The sequence below is a fragment of the Pseudoalteromonas rubra genome (assembly GCF_000238295.3).
Lineage (GTDB): Bacteria > Pseudomonadota > Gammaproteobacteria > Enterobacterales > Alteromonadaceae > Pseudoalteromonas > Pseudoalteromonas rubra.
In genome coordinates this window covers 1,065,377-1,081,522 of sequence record NZ_AHCD03000035.1, presented here as the reverse complement: position 1 = coordinate 1,081,522, position 16,146 = coordinate 1,065,377, and the positions used below count along the sequence as shown (strand labels likewise).

Genomic DNA, 16,146 nt, shown 5'->3' with positions numbered 1-16,146 from the left:
ATGAGCGACTCTGTTATTTCTCAGGCGATGGCTGAAGAAGCCTATCAGGATTTAGTCACCATACAGGATTGGTTACGCTGGACTGCCAGTCAGTTTGCGGGCAATGGTGTATTTTTTGGTCATGGCACCGATAACCCATGGGATGAGGCGGTTAGCCTGGTTCTGCCATTGCTTAACTTGCCCGTTGATGCGCCGAAAGAGTTAATCAGTGCGCGCCTGACACACAGCGAGAAAGTCAGGCTGGTAGAGTACCTCAGATTGCGCATCGATGAGCGTATTCCGGTTGCTTACCTGACTAATCAGGCCTGGTTTGCGGGGCTGCCGTTTTATGTGGATGAGCGTGTGCTAGTGCCCCGTTCGCCTTTTGCTGAGTTAATCGAAACGCAGTTCACGCCGTGGTTAAAGTCACCGGAAAAAGTGACGCGTATATTAGATATGTGTACGGGATCGGGGTGTATTGCAATCGCGCTGGCCAAAGCTTTTGAACAGGCTCAGGTGGATGCGGTTGATATTTCTTTCGATGCCCTGGCGGTGGCCGAAATGAATATTCATGATCATCAGGCACAGGAGCAGGTATTTGCGATTCAGTCCGATGTGTTCAGCGGTGTACCTGGGCAGCAATATGATTTGATCGTAGCAAACCCACCTTATGTTGATGCGGAAGACATGGCGGATCTCCCTGAGGAGTTCCACCATGAACCAGAACTTGGCCTGGCCTCAGGTGAAGATGGCCTGGATGTGACCCGGACTTTATTGCAAGAGGCTGCCGGACATCTTACAGATGAGGGCTTGTTATTTGTCGAGGTGGGTAATTCTATGGTACATATGGAAGCGCTTTATCCAGGCGCGCCATTTACCTGGCTGGAATTTGAACGCGGCGGACTGGGCGTGTTTGTGATCAGTAAAAAACAGTTACTGGATTACTTTAACGACTAAGTGTTTTCCTGCAGGCAGGGAAGCGCGATGGTGTTTTTTTGGAATGAGGAAAATCAATGGCAGGCAACAGCATAGGCCAATTATTTAAGGTATCGACTTTTGGTGAAAGCCATGGTCTCGCACTGGGCGGTGTAGTAGATGGCGTCCCGGCGGGGCTTGAATTGGACGAAGCGGATCTTCAGGTGGACCTGGACAGGCGCAAACCTGGGCAAAGCCGCTATACAACTCAGCGCCGCGAGGGGGATGAAATTAAAATCCTCTCTGGGGTGTTCGAGGGGAAAACAACTGGCACCAGTATTGGTTTGTTAATCGAGAATACCGATCAGCGCTCCAAAGACTACAGCAAAATCAAAGACGTTTTCCGCCCTGGTCACGGTGACTACAGTTATTGGCACAAATACGGACACCGCGACTACCGCGGTGGCGGACGCTCGTCAGCCAGAGAGACAGCCATTCGTGTTGCGGCGGGTGGCATTGCTAAAAAATACCTTAAGCAGGTGCATGGTGTTGAGATCCATGCCTGTTTGTCCCAGCTCGGGCCGATTAAAGCTGAGCAGTTTGACTGGCAACAGGTTGAGCAGAACCCCTTTTTCTTTCCCGATGTAACCAAACTGGACGCACTGGACGAATATATGCGGGATCTGAAAAAGCAAGGTGATTCGGTTGGCGCCAAAGTCAAAGTGGTGGCAAAAGGGGTTCCGGTTGGCTTAGGCGAGCCGGTATTCGACAGACTGGATGCTGAACTGGCGCACTCTCTGATGAGTATCAATGCCGTAAAAGGCGTTGAGATCGGTGACGGCTTTGAGGTGGTTGAGCAAAAGGGCTCAGAGCACCGCGACGAGCTAACGCCAGAAGGGTTTACCAGTAATCATGCTGGTGGTGTACTGGCGGGTATCTCGACAGGCCAGGATATCATTGCTTCCATCGCACTTAAACCGACTTCCAGTATTACGATCCCGGGTCAGAGTATCAATACGCAAAATGAGTCGGTAGAGATGATCACCAAAGGGCGTCATGATCCGTGTGTTGGGATCCGGGCGATACCGATTGCAGAAGCTATGATGGCAATCACTTTGATGGACCACTTACTCAGACAACGTGGTCAGAATCCACATGTTGAGTTATCCCACGGTCCTATCCCTGCGCAGCGCACTTAACGGCGCTCAGGAGAAAAAAAGCCAGCGCAATGCCGCTGGCTTTTTTGGTTAGCTTACCGCTTCAAGAAAACGACGTTCTACTTCCTGCCAGTTAACCACCTTGTAAAAAGCCTCAATATACTCCGGTCTGCGGTTTTGATACTTGAGATAGTAGGCGTGCTCCCACACATCGAGCCCTAACACAGGCGTCAGACCGTCCATAAATGGACTGTCCTGATTGAGTGAGCTGGTGACCTGCAGACGCTTTTGATCATCCACGACCAGCCACGCCCAGCCGCTTCCAAAACGACTTACCGCAGCCTGGGTAAATTGCGTTTTAAATGTGTCGTAATTGCCAAAGTGCTTGTCAATGGCTGCGGACAGCTCTCCCTGATGCAGCTGCCCGCCTTGTGGCGACATGACTTCCCAGAATAAAGAATGATTGTTGTGACCACCGACGTGATCGCGTACAGCACCACGCAATGTCTCCGGGAGATCATGGATATTGGTTAGCAATTCTATGGTGGATTGACCTTCAAACTCGCTGCCTTCAAGCGCAGCATTGGCTTTGTTGACATAAGTCTGGTGATGCAGAGTGTGATGGATCTCCATGGTTTTGCTGTCAATATGCGGCTCTAACGCATCATAGGCATAAGGTAACGCGGGCAGTGTAAATGCCATACTTCTCTCCTTTAAATTAATGATAATGGTGTGCTGATTGGGGAGTATTGAGTGCCTGAGTGGCCCAGTTGACCAGGTTTTTATGGGCTTTATGGGCGGTAATAAAGTGCATTAACTCAGTTCGTGTTCGCATACAATGGCGCATGGCAATCCAGCCAACTTGCGGGTTGGCATGGTCGCATAGCTGGATCATACTTTGATGGACGTCAATGAGCTGCTCACATGCTTTGTGCGGTAAACCCAGCGCCAGGTAGCAATCAGCCAGGTTGTGTGAGGCGACAATTAGCGCCGGGCAACAATGCATCAGTGCATCTTCCTGGAGCTGCGGATCATACTGATGAGTAAAGTGGGCAATTAAATTGCTCACCAGATACAGTGCGCTCTGGTAGTGGTCTCTTGCGCTATAGAATGATTGATTTTCAAAAGCATCGTTCCCAGCGGTGATGGCTTTTTGCCAGGGGGCTAACGCATGCTCTAACTGCTCTGCCGCGCTATTCGACGTTGAATTAGTTTGCAGCATAAGGACTCCTCGTCAAGGGTTACCGGATTTGAACCACTCAATTGTTACAGTTTGAATATGAAAACATAAATGGGAATGATTGTCATTTATATTTGATCTTAATTGAATGTATGCTGCATATTATTGGGTATCAGAAATGGTGCGGAGTTAAGAAGCTGGGTGGCTAAGGCGGTAACAGAGCGGAAAATTAGCGCGTGGAGGACACGCGCTTACTCATTAAGCTTTTAATGCCAGTACAGCATCAATATCGGCAGCATTGTGGCGCTCTCTCAATTGCTCCCAAGGCTCACCGAAGGTACGGTTGACGATCCTGCCTCGTTGTACGGCAGGGCGTGCATCCAGTTGTTTTGCCCAGCGTACAACATGCTCATATTGGTGAACCTGTAAAAACTCACCGGCGTCGTACATTCTGCCTAGTGCAAGGCTGCCATACCAGGGCCAGATGGCAATGTCGGCAATGGTGTATTGCTCACCGGCAACATAGGTATTATTTGCCAGGTGTTTATCCAGTACATCAAGCTGACGTTTTGCTTCCATGGCAAAGCGGTTGATGGGATATTCTTGCTTTTCATCTGCATAGGCATAGAAGTGGCCAAACCCGCCACCAACGAAGGGTGCCGAGCCTTGTGCCCAGAACAACCAGTTAAAGGTGTTTATTCTGTCTGTGCCTGATGCGGGCAATAGCTGTTCAAATTTCTCGGCCAGGTAAACGAGGATGGAAGCAGATTCAAATACATTGATTTCATTTTCGCCGCTTTTATCAACCAAAGCAGGAATTTTCGAGTTCGGGTTGACGCCTACAAAGCCTGAAGAAAACTGCATACCCTCACCAATGTGGATCATGTGTGCATCATATTCGGCCTCACTGACTCCAAGCGCCAGAAGCTCTTCCAACATAATGGTAACCTTTTGCCCATTTGGTGTGCCCATTGAATAGAGTTGCAGTGGGTGTGCGCCCACGGGCAGTGCTTGCTCATGGCGGGCACCGGATTCCGGGCTATTGATATTGGCCCATTTGTTGTCGCTGCTAGGCTGGTGTGTCCACACTTTGGGTGGGGTATACGTGTTGTTACTCATAAGTTCTCCTTGATTCAAATCGGGGGGTAACAGATTAACTCCACCTTAACGTTAATTTTACCGAACTGCCAGTAGCAAAGAGTCTTAAATTGGCTTCAATATACGGTGGAATGAGGGTAACGAGCGGGAACCGCCGTTACCCCGTTATGGAACGTTTATTGTCCCTGATTCATTTCTGTGAGTTTATTGCCCACAGGCACAGAGAAGTTATAACCATCAAATTTGTCCCAGTTAATTGACCAGGTCATCACACCGCCAAAAGCGGGATAAGGCTGGCTGGGCGTAATCGTACCGCATTGCGTACCTTTGGTCAGACAGTCCAGTGCCGCAATAATATTGGCAATAGGTGCCTGACCTGAGTTGGCCGACTGCGGACCTGAGGGTAGTCCAATGGCAACCTGATCATCTCTCAGTGGCATAAAGCGACTGCCATCGGCAAGATCAAAGCCTTCAATCAGCATTTTTGCGTGGGCGACCATCATGTTAACTGATCCTTCCGGCGCACTGCCTGGCTCGTATGGATTGGGCAGTCCACCATTGTTGTAGAGCTGCACATGCAGTAAATCCAGCGTGTCTCTGAGTTCGTTGATCAATGGAATGTATGCGCCCCAAATGCCGGAGTAGGCTATCATGCCCCCATGTACATAAGGGTGCTCGGGTGCCATGGTTAAGACCATGTCTCCGCCCATATTCTGCTCTATCTGTTTAATTGCCCTGGGTAAACGAGCCTGTATCTGAGAGCCGTGTAACAGGTTTGAGCCACTTTCAAGGTCAATATCTAGGCCATCAAATCCCCATTCCTGAATAATGGCTGTGAGGCTGCTGACAAAATTCGCTTCATCAGCATCTGTGTTCAGCGTAATGGTGCCTTCAGCGCCACCCAGGCTGAGCACAAAAATTTTGCCCTGGGCCTGTAGTGCCTGCATATCGGTTTTGAATTTAGCGGGATCGATGGGTGGGCAGTTAGAGCGGATGTCCTTTTCAAAGGGCTTGAAGTGAACCGTACCATTAGAAGAGCGGTCGTTTTCCGCAAAGGCAATGTCGATGATGTCCCAGGCATCTGAGATCTGATCCAATGGAATAGGGCAGCCAGCCGGGTTAACAAAGTTGTGCCAGTAGCCTATGAGTTTATGGGTTTTGCCAACCGGCGGCGTAATGACAGTGACAGTGGCGGCCGGGCTGCTTGCAGTATCTCCCGATGTGCTGGTCGCAGTTGCATAGATACTGTGTTGTCCAACGGTTGCTGGTGCGTAGTTAAACTCATAAGGTGCCTGGGTATCACTGCTAACTTTTACCCCGTTGGCATAAAAATCGACCATCGAGATCTGACCGCTGAGCGCCTGAGCATTGGCTTTGATAGAAATGGTATTACCCAATACATATTGAGTACCCGAAGTCGGGGCGGTTAAATCAACGACCAGTGGCTGATCTGTAACTGTAACCTGGAGAGATTGTTGGCTCTGATTGCTCTCATTATCGGTTGCAACGGCACTGAGTATAACCGGCCCGGTGTTGGTTGGAGTCCACTCAACAGTCAGTGTATTTTGTGCGGTACTGCCAAGTAAGGTTTGATCAGCAAATAACTCTAACTGCGAGATAGTCCCGTCGGCATCGGAGGCACTGACAGCAATTTGTGTCGGCTGGTTACGCAGCAAAGTGGCATTATCGTTAGGCTGACTAAAGCTAATCTCGGGCGCGATCGCACAGATCCCCAAATCGCGTGTCTCTGAGTTCGTTGATCAATGGAATGTATGCGCCCCAAATGCCGGAGTAGGCTATCATGCCCCCATGTACATAAGGGTGCTCGGGTGCCATGGTTAAGACCATGTCTCCGCCCATATTCTGCTCTATCTGTTTAATTGCCCTGGGTAAACGAGCCTGTATCTGAGAGCCGTGTAACAGGTTTGAGCCACTTTCAAGGTCAATATCTAGGCCATCAAATCCCCATTCCTGAATAATGGCTGTGAGGCTGCTGACAAAATTCGCTTCATCAGCATCTGTGTTCAGCGTAATGGTGCCTTCAGCGCCACCCAGGCTGAGCACAAAAATTTTGCCCTGGGCCTGTAGTGCCTGCATATCGGTTTTGAATTTAGCGGGATCGATGGGTGGGCAGTTAGAGCGGATGTCCTTTTCAAAGGGCTTGAAGTGAACCGTACCATTAGAAGAGCGGTCGTTTTCCGCAAAGGCAATGTCGATGATGTCCCAGGCATCTGAGATCTGATCCAATGGAATAGGGCAGCCAGCCGGGTTAACAAAGTTGTGCCAGTAGCCTATGAGTTTATGGGTTTTGCCAACCGGCGGCGTAATGACAGTGACAGTGGCGGCCGGGCTGCTTGCAGTATCTCCCGATGTGCTGGTCGCAGTTGCATAGATACTGTGTTGTCCAACGGTTGCTGGTGCGTAGTTAAACTCATAAGGTGCCTGGGTATCACTGCTAACTTTTACCCCGTTGGCATAAAAATCGACCATCGAGATCTGACCGCTGAGCGCCTGAGCATTGGCTTTGATAGAAATGGTATTACCCAATACATATTGAGTACCCGAAGTCGGGGCGGTTAAATCAACGACCAGTGGCTGATCTGTAACTGTAACCTGGAGAGATTGTTGGCTCTGATTGCTCTCATTATCGGTTGCAACGGCACTGAGTATAACCGGCCCGGTGTTGGTTGGAGTCCACTCAACAGTCAGTGTATTTTGTGCGGTACTGCCAAGTAAGGTTTGATCAGCAAATAACTCTAACTGCGAGATAGTCCCGTCGGCATCGGAGGCACTGACAGCAATTTGTGTCGGCTGGTTACGCAGCAAAGTGGCATTATCGTTAGGCTGACTAAAGCTAATCTCGGGCGCGATCGCACAGATCCCCAAATCGCTCCAGGCGTCCTGCCAGTGTTGACCTGTGCCGGGCTCGTAGGCCCATGCAGCACTGGAGCTGCACCAGCCAGCGATGTCGCAGCGATATTTGCGATTATTGTGTGCTACCAGCTCACCACTTTGATAGCTTTGACCAGCTCGATAAGTGCTCAGACCTGCGCAGCCACCTGAGCTTGCAGCGCTCACCTCAATGGTCACACTGGCTTCAGCGGTTGCACCTTTGTCGTCTTGTGCAATGACTCTGAGCTGTTTGCTGCCGGGACTCACGGTCACAAAATCATGGCGAAAAGGTGGGGTATTGAGCGTTGTCAGGCGCTGAGCATCTCGCCACATTTCGACCTGCACAACCTGGCCATCTGTGTCAGTGGCCTGCACGGCAAGGCTAACGGTATCGCCAACTTTAAATGCTTGGTTGTTTGTCGGTGTATCAATGGTGAGAGCGGGAGGTACATTGCCGTTGTCATCTCGCACCGTAATGCCAGCTGTTGCAGGTGTACTGAGGTTTCCTTTGGCGTCTACTGCCACTGCGCTCACTGTGTGCATACCCAGCTGTGCAGACCAGGTAAGCTGATAAGGAGGCTGGCTGAGTATACCGACACTGATGTCGTTAACAAAAAACTCAACCTGGGCGAGATCGCCATCCTGATCACTGGCATTTGCAGCAAAAACAGCGCTGTCATTTTTGTTCAGCACAGCGCCATCCTGGGGGCTTACCAGGGTAACCACCGGGGCGTTGCCGCTGATGCACTGGCCAAGTTGTCGCCATACGTCAAAGGTATCGGAATTGTTCGCGGGTCGCTCATTTTGATTGAACCATTTTGCTTCATAAGCTTGAGCCTGAGCACGCACTTGATCGCCTTTGCGGTACACCGTTGAACTGGACCATTCGGCGAGCGCGCTGCAGTCATAGTTGGCGGTATCGGCCTGAGCCCAGCTGTGTACTGCAATCATTTGCAGGCCTGCGGCACAGCATATCTTCATTAACTTTCTTGTGTTCATAGATCACTCCGTTTTACATGTTGTATGTTTTGTAGACAAAACATTGACAGCATAGGGTGAAAAACAACCAGGATCAATCTGCGGACGTATGCTTCTCTTTGATTGTGACAACTCGTTGTGGAAACGGGATTTCTATGTTGGCGGTCTGGATTGCGGCATAAATGGCACCGTTGATAGTCAATTTATGCTCGATGATTTGAGTGGTCGGCACCCAGTAACGGTAGCTGATCAGTACGGCACTGTCGCCAAACGCTTCTATACCAACCTGAGCTTGCGGGGTGCCTGCGACCGCTTCATGGTTCGATAAAATACCATTGATAATCGCAATTGCCTGCTCGGCGTTGGCACTATACGCGATGCCAATTTCTCCTTTCACCAGCGAGTGGGCGAAGGAGTTTTGCATAATTTCACCAATGATATGCTTATTAGGGATGGTGATTTCAACCTTTTCCTCATTGACCAAAATGGTATGACCCAGCTCAATGCTTTTTACCTGACCACACACGCCTTTAACAGCGATTGTATCGCCCACCACAAACGGTCGGGTCGCAATGATGGCTAAGCCAGAGCCGTAGTTGGATAACATGCCCTGGACTGCGAGACCAGCCCCCAGTGAGGCCGCACCGATTGCGGCCACAAACGGGGTCACACTGATCCCTATTTTGCCCAGTGCAATGATGGTGAACATAATAATGAGCAGCACTTTGACTACGTTGCTGATGAAGTTTGTCAGTGTCACATCAATATTGTGTTTGAGCATCAGGCGTTCGGTGGCTTTAGCCAGCTTTTTAGCCAGCCACAGACCGAACAGTAAGATCACCAGGGCACCAAATAATTGCATACTGTAGGTAACCAGGTAGTCTCGGATCAGCACGTAGTAGTGTTCAATTTGTGCAATTTCTTGTTCTATCATGCTGTGCTCCTGCCTTGCTGTTATGATATGTGTGAGCGCTTATCGGTTGATGACATTGGGGTTTCTTTTAGTTTAGCTGATTATGCCCTGTAATAGCGTAAAAAGCACTGGCACCCAGCTCGCTGTGATCACGGCGCTGATTATCATTGCTGCGGAGGCAAAAGCACCGGCGGCAGGATGATGTTCCATCGCTGCGGCTGTGCCGATCGCGTGACAGGCCACACCCAGTGCGACGCCTTTGGCCTGAGGCTGTGTCACGCCGACTAAAGTAAGTAGTGATAAGCCAAATACGCCGCCCAGCACACCAATCAGGATCACCATAATGGCGGCAATACCGGGCAGGCCGCTCAGTGTGTCTGTTACGATCAGTGTAATAGGTGTGGTGACTGACAAAGCCATTAACGACGCCATGAGGGGCTCAGGTGCACTAAACCACTGACAGAGGATAAAGGCTGTGATTGTCGCACAAGAGATCCCCAAAAAGCTGCTGAGGCTAATGAGCAGCAGGTAAGGTCGTATCGCATGGAGCTGTTGGTATAACGGCAAAGCGAGGGCAACCACAGCTATCTCCAGAAAGAAACTGATCGGTGTGGTGGCATTGCGGTAGTCTATATAGTCAATATTGCCGAACAGCAGAACGACACTGATAAGTACAATGCAGAGCAATACGGGGTTGAGCATAGGTGAGCGCCAGCGTTGATTGACGCGTCGCATGATGGCAAACAGGATTAGCGTGAACGCGCAGCCCATGAGCATACTAATCATGAAACCTGCCCTGACTTGCCAGTTTGCCCGTCAGTAGTAAGCCCAGTGCGGGTACCAGGATGATCACGCTTGCCAGCAGCCAGGCATATTGGCTGAATATTGTCAGATAATTTATCAATCCAACGCCAGCAGGTATAAAAAACAGTGCCATATACTTTAAAATAGGATTACAGGAAGGAAGTAAATACTCACTCTTCAATAAGCCGGACTGCAACAGTCCAAACAGGAGTAACAGCCCCAGCAAAGGGGCAGGCAAGTTCAGTGCAAAGCTAGCAGTGATGAGTCTGGCAGCCCAGAGGCACCCAATCAGAATAGCCAGGGATGCGATAAATCTAAGAGCAATCATCATAATAGACACGTTCGTGATTAAGCCTTGCGTTATTCTGGATGCAATCTGTGGCGCACACAATGCGACCTTATTACCATTTGCCTCTTGGGCGATAGGGTTTGGCTTGTTCCGTTTGACGGCCATTATGCATCGCAGTGCGGGTATTTTTCGACAGTAACAACTTAATCTGATACCAGGTTTCCTGTCTCAATAGTTTACGCCGAGGCGGATGATAAGCATGATTGTAAAGGTGTTTGATGGCCGCCAGCGCATCGGGTGATATGTGTGCGAGTTGAGCGAGTCGTTGTTTTATCGTGTCCAGTGGGTCGTCGCTGATTTGTGTAACGAGTCCCAGCTCACAGGCTTTATGGGCATCGATACGTTGTGGATTAGAAGCCAGCCAGAGCGCTTGATCATGACGCACGATACCAGGCAACATCAGACTGGTACTCATGTCTGGACACAGCCCCCAGCGCGCTTCCATAATGGCGAACTGAGCATCGGGTGACACAATACGATAATCTGCGCCCAGGGCGATGTGTAAACCCCCTCCCAGGCAATTACCACGGACTAATGCGAAAACAGGCACGGGCAGAGCACGCCAGCCCAGCGCAACACGCTGTACCAGATTGGCATTACCCGGTAGCCATTTCCCCAGCAATGATAAGATATTGCGGGGCTTTTTCATGACCGCACTGACATCCAGACCTGCGCAAAAATGTGCACCCTGACCCTGGATCACAACAGCGCGCAACTGACGATCTCGTTTGAGCGTATGGATAATGTGATCCAGCTGCCTGAACATCTCAAAGGATAACGCATTTTGTTTTTCAGGCCGGGAGAGGGTAACCCAGGCGATGCCATCAGTTGTCTCTAACTGGACCATATCTTTCCCCTTTTGCAGTGCATCTTCATTATTCTTGTCGAGCCAGCATAGAGTATTTACTTTAAACTTACCACCGTTGTGGGTGGTACTGTGAGTAGGTCAATTTACTGTTTTCATGCATTTGGGCGACATTTTTGTTAAAACTAACTAAAAGCCGTAGCCTTGTAAATTTGCAATTTGCTACTATACCCCTCAATTTTGACAGACGAGGTGATGTAATGTCTGCACGTTTAAGTTCTATCGAAGAAGCAACGCAACAAGCCTATGATATTTTCCTTGAGCTGGCCGGTGATAACCTGACTGCTGAAGACGTTGAGTTGTTCGACAGCCAAAGTGAAGAATTTGGCTTTATTGAAGACAGTGTACCTGATGACAGCTGGCATACTTTGGTTGCCTATGATCAGGAAGCAGTAAGAGAAATCAGTGCAGTGAAACACGCCATCTTTTTCCTTGTCTGTGCTGGGTTGTTACTTAGTGCGCAGGCCCTGGCCGTTGATCCGTTTGAAGATTTCCACGAATATGGGGAATTGTCGGAAGAAGAGATCCATGCGCTTCATGAAGGAGAGTTTTTATACGGTGACGTTGAGTTTGGTGTTTTGCTCAATCGGGGCAATACCAGCAATACCGCGTTTAAACTTAAAAGTAATCTCTATCAGGATTTTAAATACTGGCGTAACCAGTTTAAGTTTGATGGGGCTTATCGTCGCGAGGTTGACCCGGACACCAACATTGAAGATGAAACCGCGTCCCGTTACTTCATTTCCGCACAGGGTAACTATAAAATAGGACAGAAGAATACGTCCTTGTTCCTGTATGGCGACTATGAGCTGGACAAGTTCAATGGTCGTGAATACACCACCACTTTTGTTATCGGTTATGGTAAACGTGTCTTCGAAGGACGCAAAAATACCGTTGATGTAGACGTGGGTCCGGGTTTGTCTATGTACAGGCGAGATGATGAGACCGAGTTAGAGCCTGAACAGGAAAGGGTTGAGCGCGGTCACCTGTTGCGTGCTGCATTACAGTGGGAACGCACCGTTTCTAAGCGCACGCGTTTTAATCAGGATATCAGTTATGAAAGATCTGTATCGGGTCTGGGTGCACGTATTTTTTCAGAAACAGCTTTGATCAGCCAGGTCATGGGCGGTGTTTCCATGAAAGTGGCCTACACCTATCGTTATCACTCTCAGCCTGAAGAAGGCAAAGAGAAAGTCGATAGCGAAATCGGTGTGACGCTTGTTTATAGTTTTAATTAAGGTAGTAAGTGCATGTATAAAAAGACGCAATGGTCTTGGATAATTTGGGCGTTTTTAGGCTGGTTTGCCACTTTTGTCGCCATGGCAATCTATTTGTTGGGCCATAATGCACTACTGTATGGTTTCATTGGTATTTTGGCGCTGATAGGTTACCTGTTCTACGGACTCACTGTGCAGGTAGATAAAGTACAGCAAACAGTGAGCTGGTGGTTTGGCCCGGGCATACTGAAGAAATCGGTTAAGATAACAGAGTTACAGTCGTTCGCGGCCGTGACAAACTCGTTTCGCCATGGCATTGGTGTCAAGATCACGCATGATGGCTGGGTGTATGCTGCGCATGGCTTCAAAGCCATTGAGTTTGTGCTTGAGGATGGCTCACAGTACCGTATTGGTACTAACGACCAGGAAGGCGTGCTTGCAGCGCTTGAGGAGATCAAAAAAAGCGCCAAATAGGCGCTTTTTTAGTGTGTGGGTGCGTGAGTGCTAGTGCGCACATCCGCCCTCGCTGTGGACGTGACCATGTGCCAACTCTTCCGCTGTTGCTTCACGAACTTCCAGAATTTCCACATCAAAGTTTAACGTGATACCGGCAAGAGGATGGTTGCCATCAACGATGACGTCGTCGCCTTCTACGCCAATCACAATCACCGTTTGCTCACCTTCGTCTGTGGTGGCGCGAAACTGCATACCGACTTCTACTTCCATGTCTTCGAACATGCTTTTAGGCACAGCCTGCATTAAGTTATCGTGACGTTCGCCATAGCCATTTTGTGGTTCAACAGACACGCTGAGTTTGTCGCCGGCCTGTTTGCTCATCAGCGCCTCTTCCAGGCCTGAAATTAAATAACCCGTACCTACGATAAACTCAAGCGGTTCATCATCAAAGGTGTTGTCTATGCTGTTGTCATCATTGTCCAACACAGCGTAGTGCATTTTTACAACGGTATTCGGGGCAATCTTCATAATCTTTCCGCTTAATTGTCTTCTAAAGAGTAGGGAAGTGGCTGAATAGCCAGCTCAACTTCCGGGTGCGTTTTGCAACGCAAAACTGCTGAATCAGTCAAATCGTTGGCCATCACGGCCAGTGCATAATAGTCCTGACTGGCGCTGTCGTAGGCCTGGTGGATCACTTTGCCTGCCCGGCGCCAGTTGTCGCCTTCCAGTTGGACTTCAAGCTCTGATTCCTGAGGATGCGCGCTGGCCTGGCCCTTTACGATATAAAGCGCACGTTTATTTTTACCCAAATAACGCATCCGGGCCACCGTCTCCTGACCAGTATAGCAGCCTTTCTTGAAGCTGATCGCACCCAGCGCCTGTAGGTTTACCATTTGAGGCACGTATTCATCGACACTGGTTTCACCAAGTTGTGGTTCTCCAGCCAGGATTGTGGCACTGTCAAACGGTGTTGGGTCAGTGTGAAGCGCAACACCCTGTGGCAGTGTGTAGCCATGCTCGACAATGAGTAAAAGGCGCTGGTCATCCAATTTCAGCGCTTTGTTATTATCACCAAATGTACAGGCGTTGGCATCTTGAGCAAAGCTGAGCCCCAACAGATCGCACGTTTGGGGTAGGTCATCCGTCAGTATGCCCAGCACCTGATGATGCGTTATTTCAATATCAACCTTGGCAAATACGCCATATTTTTTGAGCTCCCGGCAGGAAGCGTCGGTCTCGGCCTGAGACCCGAGCAGCAGATAGGCATCGTTTAATTTACTGAGCCTGAGGGTCGCCCACAATTTACCTTTCGGGCTGCAATGCCCGGCCCAAAGGAAGTTATCATCCGTTAGCAGATTAAGATCCTGGGTGACCTGGCCATGCAGGTAACTTAACTTATCGGCGCCGCTTACAGAGATCAATTGTAAACTAAGAGGATATGCATTTGCTTGTGCCATCTTATTGATCCTTGTTGAAGAATTTACCTAATATTACCGCAAATCTTGCGACTGAGATAGGCGCGAAGGGCGCGATTATTGTTTCTTCACACAGTTAACGCGCACCGCAGGATACGTTATAATCACGGTGACACAATAAAATTTAAGGGTATGTGGAAATTATGGCTGAGTTGTATTCAAAGGCTCGTACAAAATGGGCATGTCGCCGTGGCATGCTGGAGTTGGATATTTTGCTGGAGCCTTTCGTTGATGAAGCGTACGACCAGTTATCTGAGCAGGATAAGTTGGTGTTTCAACGTTTACTGGAAGTAGAAGACCCCGATTTATTTGCCTGGTTTATGGGCCATGAAGCGTGTCCATATCCTGAGCTGGACACTATGGTAAAGTTTGTTCTTGACCGGGTCCGCGCTTAGTTTTTATTTCCAGCAAAATACACCTGACCACAAAATTATTGTGGTCTTTTTTTGTTGCCTGATGTCAGCGTTGCTTATCGTGACGCCAACACTTTGGTGGTGGCATTTGGCAACGTGCTTTTTGGGGTATCGCTTTGCCAGACACAGGATGAAACACTATTTCGTTTTGTCAGGGCAACTGGGTATGTTACCAGAGCAAGGCACACTCATTGTGTCTGCCGGACAGCAGCGTTGGCAGGGGCAACTCAAGTCTGCGCGCCTATATTTTCATTATTCGCTGTTACTAACTGTGCAAACAGATAAAGGAACCCGGCATATCGGGATTATGCGTCACGCTATGCAAGAAGAACACTGGCGACAATTATGCCGCCAGGTATTTTCGATGGTATGAGGCTTCTCCAGGTTAAGCGGAGGAGTGTAATTTACTCAATCAGACTGGCGTTTTGGCGCGTCTGAGCTGAGCACTGTCGGCTCTGTGGTTTCAGCACTGTCCGGAAAGTCCAGCGTATAGTGCAACCCTCGGCTTTCCTTTCTGGCCAGCGCGCTGCGAATGATCAGTTCAGCCACCTGTACCAGATTACGCAGTTCTAGCAGGTTATTGCTTACCCTGAAGTGAGAGTAATACTCCTGAATTTCCTGTTGCAATAACTCAACCCGGCGAAGTGCCCGCTCTAGTCGCTTGGTTGAGCGTACAATGCCGACATAGTCCCACATAAATAATCTGAGCTCGTGCCAGTTGTGGGTGATCACGACTTCTTCATCTGAATCATTGACCTGGCTTTCATCCCATTCAGGTAACTCAGGCGGAAGCGGCTGAGTGTCTAATTTTGCGAGGATGTCTTTGGCCGCAGCATGCGCAAATACAATACACTCGAGTAGCGAATTACTTGCCATGCGGTTGGCACCGTGAAGCCCGGTATAGGCCACTTCGCCTATGGCGTATAAATTGCTGATGTCGGTCAGACCGTTAAAGTCTGTCATGACGCCACCACAGGTATAATGTGCCGCAGGGACGACCGGGATCGGTTCTTTGGTGATATCCAGGCCGACACTCAGGCATTTCGCATAGATAGTCGGGAAATGTTCTATGATGAAGTCTTTGTCTTTATGAGAAATATCCAGATAGACACAATTGGCACCCAGACGCTTCATCTCGTAGTCGATAGCGCGAGCGACAACATCACGGGGTGCTAACTCTTCCCGATCATCAAAATCTGGCATAAAGCGTGTGCCATCCGGGCGTCTCAGCAAAGCGCCTTCGCCTCGCATGGCTTCAGTGATCAGAAAATTCTGAAGCTCGGGGTGGTACAGGCTGGTTGGGTGAAACTGATTGAATTCCATGTTTGCCACACGACAGCCGGCACGCCACGCCATCGCGATACCATCACCACTGGATACATCCGGGTTAGAAGTATAAAGATACACTTTACTCGCGCCACCTGTTGCCAGGGCAATTTTCGATGGTATGAGGCT

General features: G+C 49.4%; 17 protein-coding genes and 2 pseudogenes. 7 read left to right on the top strand and 12 right to left on the bottom strand.

Features of this window, described 5'->3' with window-relative positions; all coding sequences use genetic code 11:
- Both prmB and aroC read left to right on the top strand, forming a co-directional pair.
- Positions 1-936, top strand: coding sequence for a 50S ribosomal protein L3 N(5)-glutamine methyltransferase (gene prmB, locus PRUB_RS16075; protein ID WP_010382353.1), 936 nt, complete (start codon positions 1-3; stop codon positions 934-936).
- A 56-nt stretch (positions 937-992) separates the two neighbouring features.
- Entirely contained in the window at positions 993-2,093 is a 1,101-nt protein-coding gene (gene aroC / locus PRUB_RS16070) for a chorismate synthase (RefSeq protein ID WP_010382352.1), read from the top strand.
- A gap of 48 nt (positions 2,094-2,141) precedes the next feature.
- Here the strand turns inward: aroC and PRUB_RS16065 are convergent, their stop codons facing one another.
- The 9 genes from PRUB_RS16065 to PRUB_RS16025 form a co-directional block, all read right to left on the bottom strand.
- The gene (locus PRUB_RS16065) at positions 2,142-2,753 is read right to left on the bottom strand and encodes a superoxide dismutase (protein ID WP_010382349.1); all 612 of its coding nucleotides are present in this window, start codon (positions 2,751-2,753) and stop codon (positions 2,142-2,144) included.
- A 16-nt stretch (positions 2,754-2,769) separates the two neighbouring features.
- The gene (locus PRUB_RS16060; RefSeq protein WP_010382346.1) at positions 2,770-3,273 is read right to left on the bottom strand and encodes a hypothetical protein; all 504 of its coding nucleotides are present in this window, start codon (positions 3,271-3,273) and stop codon (positions 2,770-2,772) included.
- 216 nt (positions 3,274-3,489) lie between these two features.
- Positions 3,490-4,350, bottom strand: coding sequence for a glutathione-dependent disulfide-bond oxidoreductase (gene yghU, locus PRUB_RS16055; RefSeq protein ID WP_010382343.1), 861 nt, complete (start codon positions 4,348-4,350; stop codon positions 3,490-3,492).
- Positions 4,351-4,505: 155 nt separating this feature from the next.
- Complete coding sequence (locus tag PRUB_RS16050) at positions 4,506-6,065, bottom strand: chitinase (RefSeq protein ID WP_198452363.1); 1,560 nt, start codon at positions 6,063-6,065, stop codon at positions 4,506-4,508.
- On the bottom strand, positions 6,034-8,220 hold the full coding sequence (locus PRUB_RS16045; RefSeq protein ID WP_242065248.1) for an Ig-like domain-containing protein: 2,187 nt from the start codon (positions 8,218-8,220) through the stop codon (positions 6,034-6,036). Before PRUB_RS16045 ends, PRUB_RS16050 begins: the two co-directional genes overlap by 32 nt.
- 73 nt (positions 8,221-8,293) lie before the next feature.
- Positions 8,294-9,133 (bottom strand): mechanosensitive ion channel family protein, encoded by an 840-nt coding sequence (locus tag PRUB_RS16040; RefSeq protein ID WP_010382339.1) that lies wholly within the window; start codon positions 9,131-9,133, stop codon positions 8,294-8,296.
- 72 nt (positions 9,134-9,205) lie between these two features.
- Entirely contained in the window at positions 9,206-9,898 is a 693-nt protein-coding gene (locus PRUB_RS16035; protein ID WP_010382338.1) for an LrgB family protein, read from the bottom strand.
- Positions 9,891-10,247 carry a CidA/LrgA family protein gene (locus PRUB_RS16030; protein WP_010382337.1) on the bottom strand — a complete coding sequence of 119 codons (357 nt, stop codon included), beginning with the start codon at positions 10,245-10,247 and terminating at the stop codon, positions 9,891-9,893. Before PRUB_RS16030 ends, PRUB_RS16035 begins: the two co-directional genes overlap by 8 nt.
- A gap of 70 nt (positions 10,248-10,317) precedes the next feature.
- On the bottom strand, positions 10,318-11,112 hold the full coding sequence (locus PRUB_RS16025) for a crotonase/enoyl-CoA hydratase family protein (RefSeq protein WP_010382334.1): 795 nt from the start codon (positions 11,110-11,112) through the stop codon (positions 10,318-10,320).
- 218 nt (positions 11,113-11,330) lie between these two features.
- On the opposite strand from PRUB_RS16025, the pseudogene PRUB_RS26470 reads away from it, so the two are divergent.
- From PRUB_RS26470 to PRUB_RS16015, 3 genes and pseudogenes are all read left to right on the top strand, one after another.
- A pseudogene (locus PRUB_RS26470) lies at positions 11,331-11,504 on the top strand (DUF440 family protein); the annotation flags it as partial.
- 48 nt (positions 11,505-11,552) lie between these two features.
- Positions 11,553-12,368: a DUF481 domain-containing protein gene (locus tag PRUB_RS16020; protein WP_040644409.1), complete on the top strand. Its 816-nt coding sequence runs from the start codon at positions 11,553-11,555 to the stop codon at positions 12,366-12,368.
- A 12-nt stretch (positions 12,369-12,380) separates the two neighbouring features.
- Positions 12,381-12,821: a hypothetical protein gene (locus PRUB_RS16015; RefSeq protein WP_010382327.1), complete on the top strand. Its 441-nt coding sequence runs from the start codon at positions 12,381-12,383 to the stop codon at positions 12,819-12,821.
- A 30-nt stretch (positions 12,822-12,851) separates the two neighbouring features.
- Here PRUB_RS16015 and PRUB_RS16010 read toward each other — a convergent pair whose 3' ends face one another.
- Both PRUB_RS16010 and ygfZ read right to left on the bottom strand, forming a co-directional pair.
- The gene (locus PRUB_RS16010) at positions 12,852-13,331 is read right to left on the bottom strand and encodes an FKBP-type peptidyl-prolyl cis-trans isomerase (protein WP_010382324.1); all 480 of its coding nucleotides are present in this window, start codon (positions 13,329-13,331) and stop codon (positions 12,852-12,854) included.
- An 11-nt stretch (positions 13,332-13,342) separates the two neighbouring features.
- Positions 13,343-14,260, bottom strand: a complete 918-nt coding sequence (ygfZ, locus tag PRUB_RS16005) for a CAF17-like 4Fe-4S cluster assembly/insertion protein YgfZ (protein ID WP_010382322.1) — start codon at positions 14,258-14,260, stop codon at positions 13,343-13,345.
- A 161-nt stretch (positions 14,261-14,421) separates the two neighbouring features.
- Here ygfZ and PRUB_RS16000 point away from each other — a divergent pair, with 161 nt between their 5' ends.
- Together PRUB_RS16000 and PRUB_RS15995 are read left to right on the top strand one after the other, a co-directional pair.
- Positions 14,422-14,673, top strand: coding sequence for an FAD assembly factor SdhE (locus tag PRUB_RS16000; protein WP_010382320.1), 252 nt, complete (start codon positions 14,422-14,424; stop codon positions 14,671-14,673).
- Positions 14,674-14,713: 40 nt separating this feature from the next.
- Positions 14,714-15,064 (top strand): protein YgfX, encoded by a 351-nt coding sequence (locus tag PRUB_RS15995; RefSeq protein WP_339327536.1) that lies wholly within the window; start codon positions 14,714-14,716, stop codon positions 15,062-15,064.
- 35 nt (positions 15,065-15,099) lie between these two features.
- On the opposite strand, the pseudogene nadB reads toward PRUB_RS15995, so the two are convergent.
- Positions 15,100-16,128: pseudogene (nadB, locus tag PRUB_RS15990) on the bottom strand (L-aspartate oxidase); the annotation flags it as partial.
- Positions 16,129-16,146 lie beyond the last annotated feature (18 nt).